Annotated in this window: 11 protein-coding genes and 1 rRNA gene; 5 read left to right on the plus strand and 7 right to left on the minus strand. The window is 43.6% G+C overall.

Features of this window, described 5'->3' with window-relative positions; all coding sequences use genetic code 11:
* Window positions 1-63: ribosomal RNA gene (locus H150_RS0111180) — 16S ribosomal RNA — on the minus strand; the annotation flags it as partial.
* 527 nt (window positions 64-590) lie between these two features.
* Between H150_RS0111180 and H150_RS0111185 the strand changes: the two genes are divergently transcribed.
* Together H150_RS0111185 and H150_RS0111190 are read left to right on the plus strand one after the other, a co-directional pair.
* Window positions 591-926 carry a DUF7225 domain-containing protein gene (locus H150_RS0111185; RefSeq protein WP_019959152.1) on the plus strand — a complete coding sequence of 112 codons (336 nt, stop codon included), beginning with the start codon at window positions 591-593 and terminating at the stop codon, window positions 924-926.
* A gap of 93 nt (window positions 927-1,019) precedes the next feature.
* Window positions 1,020-1,658 carry a hypothetical protein gene (locus H150_RS0111190; RefSeq protein ID WP_019959153.1) on the plus strand — a complete coding sequence of 213 codons (639 nt, stop codon included), beginning with the start codon at window positions 1,020-1,022 and terminating at the stop codon, window positions 1,656-1,658.
* 96 nt (window positions 1,659-1,754) lie between these two features.
* On the opposite strand, the gene prfB is transcribed toward H150_RS0111190, so the two are convergent.
* A protein-coding gene (gene prfB / locus H150_RS0111195; RefSeq protein WP_155970591.1) for a peptide chain release factor 2 occupies window positions 1,755-2,859 on the minus strand; the annotation gives its coding sequence in 2 pieces (ribosomal slippage) (window positions 1,755-2,777 and window positions 2,779-2,859; 1,104 coding nt in all).
* Between the two features lie 80 nt (window positions 2,860-2,939).
* Window positions 2,940-3,491: a hypothetical protein gene (locus tag H150_RS14880; protein WP_019959154.1), complete on the minus strand. Its 552-nt coding sequence runs from the start codon at window positions 3,489-3,491 to the stop codon at window positions 2,940-2,942.
* A gap of 480 nt (window positions 3,492-3,971) precedes the next feature.
* On the opposite strand from H150_RS14880, the gene H150_RS0111210 reads away from it, so the two are divergent.
* Window positions 3,972-5,435 carry an alanine/glycine:cation symporter family protein gene (locus H150_RS0111210; RefSeq protein ID WP_019959156.1) on the plus strand — a complete coding sequence of 488 codons (1,464 nt, stop codon included), beginning with the start codon at window positions 3,972-3,974 and terminating at the stop codon, window positions 5,433-5,435.
* 62 nt (window positions 5,436-5,497) lie between these two features.
* Here H150_RS0111210 and H150_RS0111215 read toward each other — a convergent pair whose 3' ends face one another.
* The 3 genes from H150_RS0111215 to H150_RS0111225 form a co-directional block, all read right to left on the minus strand.
* Entirely contained in the window at window positions 5,498-6,238 is a 741-nt protein-coding gene (locus tag H150_RS0111215; RefSeq protein ID WP_019959157.1) for a GntR family transcriptional regulator, read from the minus strand.
* 13 nt (window positions 6,239-6,251) lie between these two features.
* Window positions 6,252-6,983, minus strand: a complete 732-nt coding sequence (locus H150_RS0111220; protein WP_019959158.1) for an alpha/beta fold hydrolase — start codon at window positions 6,981-6,983, stop codon at window positions 6,252-6,254.
* A 61-nt stretch (window positions 6,984-7,044) separates the two neighbouring features.
* Entirely contained in the window at window positions 7,045-8,382 is a 1,338-nt protein-coding gene (locus H150_RS0111225; RefSeq protein ID WP_019959159.1) for an MFS transporter, read from the minus strand.
* 296 nt (window positions 8,383-8,678) lie between these two features.
* Here H150_RS0111225 and H150_RS0111235 point away from each other — a divergent pair, with 296 nt between their 5' ends.
* Both H150_RS0111235 and H150_RS0111240 read left to right on the plus strand, forming a co-directional pair.
* Window positions 8,679-9,731, plus strand: coding sequence for an aromatic ring-hydroxylating oxygenase subunit alpha (locus H150_RS0111235; RefSeq protein WP_019959160.1), 1,053 nt, complete (start codon window positions 8,679-8,681; stop codon window positions 9,729-9,731).
* 3 nt (window positions 9,732-9,734) lie between these two features.
* Window positions 9,735-10,685 (plus strand): PDR/VanB family oxidoreductase, encoded by a 951-nt coding sequence (locus tag H150_RS0111240; RefSeq protein ID WP_019959161.1) that lies wholly within the window; start codon window positions 9,735-9,737, stop codon window positions 10,683-10,685.
* Window positions 10,686-10,755: 70 nt separating this feature from the next.
* On the opposite strand, the gene H150_RS0111245 is transcribed toward H150_RS0111240, so the two are convergent.
* A complete protein-coding gene (locus tag H150_RS0111245; RefSeq protein ID WP_019959162.1) occupies window positions 10,756-12,324 on the minus strand; it encodes a phospholipase D family protein in 1,569 nt (522 codons plus the stop codon).
* Window positions 12,325-12,671: the final 347 nt, after the last annotated feature.

The raw sequence follows: 12,671 nt of genomic DNA on the forward strand, positions 1-12,671 counted from the left end.
GACTTGCATGTGTAAAGCATGCCGCCAGCGTTCAATCTGAGCCAGGATCAAACTCTTATGTTTAATCTCTAAGCTTACTATTTAATTTCTGGTCTGCTTCTCAAAGAAAAAGAGCGAGAAATGATTAAAAATCATATCTTGTCTTTACTTCTTTAGCAGTGTGAGGCTCTTCGCACTCACACTTATCGGTAATCTGTTTTTTAAAGAGCTGTGCTGTGAAACTTGTGAAGCTGACCGTTTGGTCTGTTTCGTTTCTGTCTCAGCAGCGAAGAAACCAAATATTACAGAAACACCGAAAACCCGTCAATACCTAATTGTAAAAATATGGCTATAAAAACACAAGCACGCTGAATTTAAAGGAAATCTTATTGCAAATTATTTTAACAACCTTCAAAAAAACCATGAATACCATAACAAACTTATTTCCAAACACCTCCAAAACAAACAAAATAGGTCAAATTCAATGATAAAAGCGTCCTGTAAACGGTTACAGGACGCTTACACAAGCCATATAACAATACCAATTTTGTTTTTGATTCTTATATGATGCTGGTTTATCAAAATCACTATATCAATACAAAGGAAGATATATGGAATTGTCTATTTACGCTCAAATTGTCAATTGTTGCCATGACTCACAAAACGAATTATTGTCGCGCCAAGACATCATCCATGCCGTCCATAACAAATACGGCACCAATCCAAGCAGCGTGATTCCATCAGACTATTGCTACAACCGCACCAATAAAGGTGCTGCCGACAAGCCACTGTTTGAATGGTTGGGAAATGGACAATACCGCTATTTGGGTGAAGGCTTTGCTTATACAGGTCGCGTGTTCAGCCGCCCTTTAGGTGCAAAACAAGATATCGTCGTGGCAATGTGGGAAAACGGTGTACAAACACCCTTCACTGAAAAATCACTTTAAAGACTGAAGCAAGCGTCCTGTAAAACTTTACAGGACACTTATTGATCACATTTACTCTATATACATCCATAATACAATCATATTGAGTATGTGATGATGAACATCACAAATATCAAAACGTTTCCATTGGCAGCTATCACCCATCCCGAACAGGATACCCATGTCAACGATGCAGAAATTCTTACGTTCTGTCACTGTCATTGTCATCGCCATTCCGAGCGGGTCATCATCGTTGGACTGCTTTCTTCTCCTGCATATGCATTGAAAGAAAAAGGTTTCATATTGATATTGGTACTGTATGTATTGGCAGGCGTTGCGTGGGCGCTATTTTGGTATTTGTACAAAATTGAACCCTCAATGACAAAGCGCGAAGTGGATGCGTATTATCTCGTCCACCTGCTGTTCTTTATTTTTGTGAATTTATTTGCTCACCAAGGCAGCAAAGTCATCATCATTGCCTCTTCTTATTGGTGGCCCAGCACCGTCGTTACCGCGCCAATATTCTCCAAACACATAGACAAAAAGAACGGTTTTCGCGGCAGCCCTGACTATCTCATACATTACATCGTGGTTTCTGTACCTGGTGAAACCTCTATGCCCTTACAAGTCACACCCTCGTTTTACGCTCGTGTTAAAAAAGGGCAGCATTTGAACATCAGCTCAAGAGAAACGCCTCTTGCTTATGTATATAGCGGTTTTTACCAATTAGAATCCACCATTCTTTATGAGTGATACCTTAAATAGCAACACATGCCACTCATGAAACAAAAGCGGCCTGTAAAGTTTACAAGCCGCTTCTCAATTCAAATGATGTGTGACAAAACGCTGTTACACGCCTTTTTTCAAACTCGCTTGAATGAAATCATCCAAATCACCATCCATTACTGCTTTGATGTTGCCGACTTCATAACCTGTGCGCAAATCTTTGATGCGTGATTGGTCGAACACGTATGAACGGATTTGATGACCCCAACCCACATCGGATTTGCTGTTTTCCAAATCTTGCTTGGCTTCGTTGCGTTTGCGCATTTCCAATTCAAACAATTTGGCACGCAACATGTTCATGGCTTCGTCTTTGTTACGGTGTTGTGAACGGTCGTTTTGACATTGCACCACAATACCTGTCGGTTCATGCGTCAAACGCACTGCCGAATCGGTTTTGTTAATGTGCTGACCACCTGCACCCGAAGCACGGTAAGTATCGACACGCAAGTCAGAAGGATTGATTTCAATTTCAAACGAATCGTCCACTTCTGGATACACGAACACAGAAGCAAAAGAAGTATGGCGTTTGTTGTTCGAGTCAAATGGCGAGTAACGTACCAAGCGGTGAATGCCTGTTTCGGTGCGCAACAAGCCATAAGCGTATTCACCCTCTAATTTGATAGTGGCACGATTAACGCCTGCAATTTCACCTGAATCTTCTTCCAATACTTCGACTTTAAAGCCTTTGCGTTCAGCATAGCGCACATACATGCGATACAACATGCCCGCCCAATCTTCTGCTTCCGTACCGCCTGCGCCTGCCACAATATCAATAAAGCAGTTATTGGCATCGGCTTCTTGGTTGAACATGCGTTTGAATTCCAAATCTGCCATACGCTGTTCTAACGTAGCGATATCGTCCTGTACGCCAGCAAATCCATCCGCGTCTTCTTCTTCCACAGCCATTTCCAACAACATACGGCTGTCTTCAATACCTGTACTGATTTCATCCAAATTGACCACAATACCTTCGAGCAATTTGCGTTCTTTGCCAATTTCTTGGGCTTTTTTTGGGTCGTTCCAAAGCTCAGGATCTTCAGACAAACCAACCACTTCTTCTAAACGGTCTTTTTTGCCGTCGTAGTCAAAGATACCCCCTGATGTCTTGGTTGCGTTTGGCCAAGTCATCGAGAGTGTTGTTCAATTGATTGATAATTTCCGCTTCCATGTTCGGTTCTTTCGCGTAACGGTTTCAATATAAAGGCAGATATTGTACTTTAAATTGCCAAAATATCCCATTAGCAGTATTCAACGCACCAAGCGACCTGTTTTATCAATAATCAAAGCAGGTTCAGGCACACAGATTTCACCATCCCAACCATCTTCTTGTTCCAAGCGTCCTGTAACGCCTACCAACGCCTTGCCATTTTCAAATGGCTGCGCACAAAAATATTGCGGCGCAATCACTATTTGACCTGTTTGAGCATCAGCATACCCAATCAAACCTTGTGCATTGCGAATACGCACCAAACCATCTTCCACATAATCAGGACCGTTGTCATACCAATAAAGATGATAAACCACTCGCCCTTGCGCATTGATGGCTACTTTTTGTTGCCCCCGAAATTCAAACATATTCAATACTGCATGGTTTTGACTGTATTTTTGAGCCTCATTCATATCCAAATGTGGACGAATGGCATAACAATCTGTTTGATAATGCCCTTCAAACAAACGTTGACCTTGCTGATTGGTTAAATAACATTGCTCAGCATCACTCGCCTGTTGATGAATATACAAACCATCTGCCCAAGCTGAACTCACACAACATATTGCCAGTACCGCTGCCCATTTATTCATCACTATTTTTTCCTCAGCTCAAAATTCATACACATCAAAATAAAACCCATCATCATAGCTACTTTCATGACCAGCATGCTTGGCTCATTAGCCTCAGAATCCAAAACTTTCTTAAACATCATCAATTTGGATTGATTTTGGCATATTTTTTAAATCAACCCCTGTTCAATCCCAAAATTTAAATCAAACATCTTCAAAAAACCCACAAAATCAGCCACTTGTTTCGAAACATTGATTAGTATTTAAATTTCATACTTATATAAAAATTAGATAGTTATTTCAATAAATAAAATATATACACACTCTTATAAGAAAAATTAACTAAAAATTAACTAAAAATTACTACATAATGTCATCTTTTTTAAGATAAAAGACACCGTCACTGAGCAATTCCCACCTATTCCGAGTCTGATTCATCAGCCATTTAGGTTTGCGCAGAAAACCAACTCTTTTGATTATTTTTACAAAGAAGATAACGATATGAATGAACAACTGAACGACACGCTGATGGCGATAGTCGATAAGCTCAACGGTCCCTTATGGGATTTCTTAGTCATATTTTTAGTTGCCATTGGCTTGTTTTACACCATCATTACGGGTGCAGTGCAATTGCGTTTATTTTTGCACAGCATCAAAATCATGAAAAACAGCCGTAAAATTGGCAATGACGACCACGGCATTACCCCATTTCAAGCTTTTGTGACAGGTTTGGCCAGCCGCGTCGGCGTGGGTAACGTCGCAGGTGTGGCGATTGCCATCGCTTTAGGCGGTCCAGGTGCTGTATTTTGGATGTGGGCAACGGCATTTTTGGGCATGAGCTCGGCATTCGTAGAATCTTCTTTGGCCCAGTTGTTCAAAATCCGTGACCCACGCAGCAAGCAATTTCGTGGTGGCCCTGCGTATTACATCACCCAAGGCTTGAAACAAAAATGGTTGGGCGTGGTGTTTGCCATTGCCTTGATTTTGACTTATGGCTTTGTCTTCAATGCCGTTCAATCCAATTCCATTGTCAGCGCAACCGACCATGCTTGGGGTTGGAACCAAGCCAATCCTATGTTGTTTGGCACTGAAATTTCATTGGTCGGCATCGCTTTGGTGATTTTGACTGCTGCCATCATTTTTGGCGGTATCAAACGCATCGCAACGGTTGCTGAAAGCTTTGTGCCTGTGATGGCGCTGTTGTATTTGGCTGTTGCGATGTACATCGCTGCAATCAATTTGCCAATTTTGCCAGACATGTTTGCCATGATTTTCCGTGAAGCATTCCAGTTTGAAGCTGCCGCAGGTGGTTTCTTTGGTTCTATGGTTTCTGCTGCCATGATGGCAGGCATCAAACGCGGTTTGTTCTCAAACGAAGCAGGTATGGGTTCGGCACCGAACGCTGCGGCCGCTTCTGATGTGAAACACCCAGTGAACCAAGGTTTGGTACAAATGTTGGGCGTGTTTGTAGACACTTTCATTGTGTGTACCTGTACAGCAGTGATTATTTTGTCATCGAATTTTTACACCGACGCCAGCTACAGCGGCGTGCAATTGACGCAAGTGGCGTTAGAAGCACAAATTGGCAGCTGGGGCGATGACTTCTTGGCCATCATTTTGTTCATGTTCTGTTATTCGTCTGTAATCGGCAATTACGCTTACGCCGAAGGCAACATGCAATTTATCAACAACAACCCAACGGTGATGAATGTGTTCCGTGTGTTGGTGTGTGTGATGGTGTATATGGGCGCTGTGACCAGCATTCCTTTGGTTTGGAACGCGGCCGATTTATTCATGGGCGTGATGGCAACCATCAACTTGTTCGCTATTTTGTTGTTGACGCCATACTTGATGATGTTGCTCAAAGACTATACATCGCAATTGAAACGCGGTGTGGAAGAGCCTGAGTTCAAATTGAAAAACCACCCTAAATACAAAAACAAAATCAAATCTGACATTTGGTAAGGTATTGTTAGTATCATGAGGTGATGAATAAGCGTCCTGTAAAGTTTACAGGACGCTTATTTTTATGATGATTGTGTGTCTTCATGGGGTAAGGATGGCGTTTGTATCACCTGCACGCCTTCGGCATTTTCACTAAAACCTTTGAGCAAATCATTGAACAAAATCGGTGAATTGGCATGCTCTTTCATCAATGCTTCTGCGCGCGCGCCTTGCCCTGCTTTGATGGCACCCAAAATGGCATGGTGTTGCAAATGTGCGTAGAGCAAACGTTTGCGCTCTGCGACCATATTGCGCGTGTCGACCACCAACGATTGCACCGATGCAAAAGGCAAACTCTCTACTTTCGTCAATGCCAGTTTGATAGCGGCATTGCCAGAGGCTTCTAAAATGGTTTCATGAAACAACATGTTGACGCGGTGATAATGCTCAATGTGCGTCACTTCAAACGCATCGTCTTCAAACATCGCATCTATCTGCGCCAAAGCCTGCTCTAATGCTTGAACATTCTCAGCACTCAAGCCTTTTTCCGCAGCTTGCCGTGCCGCCAAGCCTTCCAATACACCACGGACATCCAATGCACCCAAAAAGTCTTGTGTGGTGATTTTGCGAACAGCAAAACCACGACGTGGCAATTTTTCCAGCAAGCCTTCTTGCTCTAAAATTCGCAACGCCAAGCGCACTGGCAAACGTGACACACCCAAAAGCTCCGCAGTAGGGATTTCAATGATACGCTCCCCCGGCTGCAATTGGCCCGAAGCAATCATTTCACGTAAACGCACCAAGACTTGATGTCCGTGTTGCATAAGCATCCTTTTTCTAATGAATTTTAAGTTCCTGTTGTACAGAAACCGCATCGACAGCCAGCCATTGTAATAAAGCTTGGTTGACCCGACCAGCATCTTCCAGTGGTGCCATATGACCACCATCATCAAACACCACCAATGGCGCTTGTGGCATCAATGCTTGTATCGCTTGGTGTTGCGCCACCGTACTCCAAGTGTCTTGCGCACCAACGCCCAAAAGCACAGGACAAGATACTTGCTTCAAACTTGCCTCAGCATCAGGACGGTTGAGCAAAGCATGTACATGTTTGCCAAAATCTTCTGGCGTGGATTTTAAAACCATCTGACGCAAAGGCTCAACGATGCTGTCGTCTTGTTGGTTTTTCGGTGCCAACATTGGCATCAACCAATGTTCTACCAAAAACGCCATGCCATGTGTTTGCGCCTGCTCAAGCAAATGGTAACGCTTTTGCGCTTCGCCCTCTTTCACACCATGCACACCCGTATCCAGCAAAGCCAACTTCAACACCCGTTCAGGCGCCATGCGCACCACTTCCAAAGCCACGCGCGCCCCCATAGAATGCGCCACCAATACAAATGGCGCATCGTCTTGTGCCAACACATGTTGCGCCATTACAGTCAAATCATCCAAGCCTAAAAAATCAAACACCTGCACATCGTAATACTCTTGCAACACAGGCACTTGACGCTGCCAAACCGTGGCATCACACAACAATCCACACAATAAATACAATTTGGTTTTCATTTGGTTTTTCCTGTTACAGGACGCTTAAAATACATTGGAAGCGTCCTGTAAAAAATGTGAATCAAACTTTTTGTAATTGTTGGCTTTGACGAGCAAATTGCAATTTGCGCAATTTCAACACCGCAAAAATCGCCACAATGAACACCACCGAATTCAAATAAAACAAACTCACAGGCGCCCAATTGGCATCTAACAACACGCCCGCAATCAATGGCGACACAATACTGCCCAAGCGACCGACGCTGATGGCTGTGCCCACACCACTGGCACGGTTGTTCGTGTCATACAAAGTGGGCGTGATGGCGTACAAACCTGCAACCGTACCATTGGCCAAAGTGCCTAAGAAAAATGCCACGACCATCGCCAACGATAAATAAGTGATGGATTGGGCAAACGTGATGGTCAAGATGGCAGTTAAAAACAAGAACACTGCATGCACCGATTTGATGTTGAATTTCGTGCCTAAAAAACCAATCAGAGCCGCACCAAACATAGAACCAAAATTCATCCACACACCTGTTGTGATGCCTTGTTCAGGCGTCATACCTGCACCTGTCAGCAATTTTGGCGTCCATGACAAAATGCAATAAAAGCCAAACATCACACAGAAAAACGCAATCCAAATACACAGTGTTGATTCGGCTTTGCCATCGGCAAACAAACTTTTGAAACTGCTTTTACTGGCCGCTTGTTGTGCAGGTTTGGCAGGCAAGGATTGTAAATGTGGCAAAGACAATTTTTGTGCCAATTTTTGTACTTTGGGCAAAGCGTTTTGCGGCTGTTTGACCAACAAATAATCCAAAGACTCAGGCAACAATAAAGCCACCACCACAATGAACACAGCCGACACCACACCACCGAACAAAAATACCGATTGCCAGCCATGGTCTTTGATCAAATACATCGCAATCAAACCGCCGCCTGCAGCACCTATGGCATAACCTGTCGATTGCAAACTGATGGCCAAACTGCGCCATTTTGCCGATGAATACTCACTGGTCAACACATTGCTACACGCCAAAATGCCGCCAATGCCCAAACCCGTAATGAAGCGCAAAATGCCCAACACCAAAGTCGATGGTGCAAACGCACTCAAAATCATGCCTATGGATGTGACAATCAAAGACATCAAAATAATCGGTTTGCGTCCGATTTTGTCTGCCCAAGGTGCAATCAACAATGAGCCAGCGCCCATACCAAACAAGCCTGAACTCAATAACAAGCCAATTTGCGAGCCGGTTAAGCCCCAATCTTTCGCCACCGCAGAGGCGGTAAACGCCATCACCAACACATCAAAACCGTCAATGATGTTCAAACAAATACAGATTCCGACAATCATCCATTGATAACGCCGCATCTGGCTTTGATCGATGTGTTCCTTAATTGCTTTTATCTCCATGATTTTTCCTTTGTTTTTAGGTGTTTTGTCATCTGCACTCTGAGGTGCAATGTGCTTAAAATAGCATTTTTGGATTCAATTATAAAAACAATGTTTGATTGTTTTTATTTTTATTTTTTTAAATGATTTAAAATCAAATACTTGTTATTTGCATAAAACTAACTGGTCACAAAAATGATGAAAATTGAATCCAATTATTGACCAAACCAACATTTTTATTTACATTTAAAAACACATAAATCGGCATCGACCGAACCATACCAATAAAGCAATCTAATGCTACAAAGGAATCCTTCATGACCAGCTCTACTTTCATCCGCAACGCATGGTATGTGGCAGCCCAAAGCGGCGAAATCACAGACAAACCTTTGGGTCGCACCATTTGCAATGAAAAAATCGTCTTGTTTCGAAGTCTCGATGGCATTGCCGCCGTCGAAGATTTTTGCCCGCATCGCGGTGCGCCACTGTCATTAGGCTTTGTACAAGATGGGAGCTTGGTATGCGGCTACCATGGCTTGGAAATGGGTTGCAACGGCAAACCACAAGCGATGCCTTTGCAACGCGTGCAAGGCTTTCCATGCATCAAAGCGTATGCCGTGGTCGAAAAATACGGTTTTGTATGGTTTTGGGCAGGTGACAAAGACGATGCAGATGAAAGTTTGTTGCCACACTTAGAATGGGCAGAAAGTGACGAATGGGCTTATGGTGGCGGCATTTACCACATCAATGCCGATTACCGCTTGATGATTGACAATTTGATGGACTTGACCCACGAAACCTATGTGCATGCATCAAGCATCGGTCAAAAAGAAATCGACGAAACCACTTCCAAAACCACCATCAAAAATGAAGTGGTCACCTTAGAGCGTCACATGGAAAACATTTATGCGCCACCATTTTGGCAAAAATGCATGCACTTGAACCATTTAGACAGCGAACAATTGGTTGACCGTTGGCAACGCTGCCATTTTCATTTACCAAGCAATGTGCACATTGAAGTGGGCGTGGCATTGGCTGGCAATGGTGGCTACCACGCGCCTGACGATAAAAAAGCCGCCAGCATTGTCGTGGATTTCATCACACCCGAAACCGACACATCACATTGGTATTTTTGGGGTATGGCACGCCGCTTTGGTGTGGACGATGCCAACTTAACCGACGTGATTCGCGAAGGACAAGGTAAGATTTTTGGTGAAGATTTGGACATGCTCGAGCAACAACAACAAAACTTGCTCAAATACCCTGATCGCAAATTGTTGATGTTGAATATTGATGCAGGTGGCGTACAAGCACGCAAGCTGATTGAGCGCAAAATCCAAGCCGAGCAAACCGTACAAGCAGAGGGTTAAAGCATGACGATGACTGTTTTGGTAGAACGTACAGAAACTTTGTGCAACGGCATCAAACTGTTGCAATTGATTCATCCTGAAGGTCAAAACTTGCCCACATTTGAAGCAGGTGCACACATTGATGTGCATTTGGGCAACAGTTTGATGCGCCAATACTCTTTGTGCAATTCGCCGTCTGAACAACACCGTTATCACATTGCAGTGCTGGAAGATGCCCAATCTCGCGGTGGTTCACAATACGTGCACCAACACATCCAAGCAGGACAAACGCTGCAAATCAGCGCCCCACGCAATGTGTTTTCACTTGCCCAAACCCACAGCAAAGCGGTTTTGTTGGCAGGTGGTATTGGTATCACGCCACTTTTGGCAATGGCAGAACAATTTCTGGTGAATCAGGTTGATTTTCAATTGGTTTATTGCTGTAAAAGTCCTGAACACATTGCGTTTACAGGACGCTTGTCGCAGCCTGATTTGCGTGACAAAGTCGTGTTTGTACATGATGATTTGATAAGTCATCCCGAATTGCTACAAGCCTTTTTACCATCAGCCCATGAACACCATCATTTATACACCTGTGGCCCCAATGGTTTTATGCAAACTGTTTTTGCACAAGCCAAATCAATCGGTTGGCAAGATGCACAATTGCATCAAGAATCGTTCAAAGCCGATTTAAACACCCAAACACACCGACATTTTCAAATCCAAATTGCCAGCAGCGGCGATGTTTTTGATATTCCCGCCACGCAAAGCATCACCCAAACACTGGAAGAAAACGGCTACTTTATTCCTGTTTCATGCGAGCAAGGCGTCTGCGGCACATGCATCACCCATGTGATTGAAGGCGAAATCGAGCATTGTGACCAATTTTTAACCGAGGAAGAAAAAGCCTCCAACAAAATTTTCACCCCTTGTTGCTCACGCGCCAAATCGGATTTGTTGGTATTGGACTTGTGATTTCAATAGCCATAATAACCAACAAGCGGCCTGTAAACCTTACAGGCCGCTTGTTTTGATTCAATCATCTTTACAATAACCAATCAATGGGCAACCATCCCAAAACCGTCACCACCCAGCGTTGATACCATTTGGATAAAGGCTCTTGGTGGAGTATTTCTCCTGTTTTGCCATCGTGCCATTCTAATTTGTCCGCATCAGGATTTTTGACCACTAACCAAGCACTTTGGGGCACCTCGGCTTTAAAAATGTCATCCAAATCGCGCGCCAACTGCGCATCATCTGAAACAATGCCCATTTCGGTATTCAATTTGGCGGAGCGCGGATCAAAATTGAACGAGCCAATAAACACGCGATTCATATCTGCACTGAAAGTTTTGGCGTGTAAACTGGAACCTGAGCTGCCCAAAAAGCCAACATTGTTGATGTTTTTACTGCCAATTTCAGGCTTCATTTCATACAACAACACACCATTTTCAACCAAGCGTTTGCGATGTTTGGCATAACCTGAATGCACCGCCAACACATCGGTTGCCACCATCGAATTGGTCAAAATGCGCACTTGTTTGCCTTGTCTGGCCAAATTGACAAAATAATCGGTACCCGAATTGGTCGGTACAAAATAAGGTGAGACGATGTCTAGCGAATGTTCAGGCTCACCTAAAGTCTTGGCGATGCTGTGTAAAATCAGCTCTTCTTTGTCATAAATACCCAAACCCTTGCTCGCAGGGTCAACCACAAATTGCGTCGGCACCCAATGCCACAAAGTTTGATTTTTCAAAATTTCATCCAAATCACCCAGCTCTTCTTTGGCTTGAATGTAACGCACCGCTTCAGGAGATGCCTGCGCTTGTAACAAACTGACTAAGACCAAATCATGTTCCGCTTGCGTAATCGGCTCGACAATCAAATCAATCGGATAAGCAGATTGGCTGTCCCAATACTCATCAAATGATTTGGAAACCATTTGCACCAAATCGCCACTGACCAAATTGTCCAAATCGGCAAACAACACGCCGTCTGTTGCGCCAAAATACTCATCGCCCACATTGCGCCCACCCAAAACACTGATGCTGTTGTCGGCAATGAAACTTTTGTTGTGCATGCGGCGGTTAGAGCGCATGAAGTCCGTCAAAAAACCCACCTGTTTGAATGGACGAAACAAAAATGGGTTAAATAAACGCACTTCAATATTTGGATGTGCATTGAGCGCCATCAATTCTGTATCCAAACCATTGGTACCATTGTCATCCAACAACAATCGAACTTTGACACCTCGGTCGGCAGCCTCATACAAAGCATGCAAAAGCAACATGCCTGTGGTGTCTTTTTTCCAAATATAGTATTGAATATCCAAAGTTTTTTCAGCATCTTGAGCCAAAATCGTGCGTGCTGCAAATGCCAAACGGGGGTCGGGCAATAGATAAATCCCTGCCAAATCAGGATGGCGTTTTTGTTCTGAGCCAACAGATTGACCCAAGTAAGTTAGATTGATTTCTTCAACGCTCAGCGATTTGGAAACGCTGCGCCCTTGTAATGATGGCAATGAGCAACCCAACATAGACACTCCAATGATGACAAAAATCACCAATATCAAGCGAAATAAATATTTCAATGCCAACTGTAGCCATTTTTTCATTTGAATACTCCAAACAGTCTTTGCTCCAGTCGAAACGCTCACTTGCTGCATCGCAATCAAAAAAGCGTCCTGTAATGATTACAGGATGATTGAAGAGTTTCATTTTAATACCGTCACATCAACCAATTTTCATATCAGCTTGCACACCGACACCACCTCCAACAACCATCATTGACTATGGTCTTTATTGGCAGCAGAAATCATTTGGGCAATTTCCCTAAATATGAAGACCAATCAAGCGTTTGGTAATTATTATATTGTGATTGAAAGCCAAATTCAGCGTCCTGTAACAGTTTACAGGACGCTTTTTATCGCTCTGACAAATCTGCAAATTTTAATTTAAAAAG

The sequence above is a fragment of the Vitreoscilla stercoraria DSM 513 genome, assembly GCF_000382305.1.
Lineage (GTDB): Bacteria > Pseudomonadota > Gammaproteobacteria > Burkholderiales > Neisseriaceae > Vitreoscilla > Vitreoscilla stercoraria.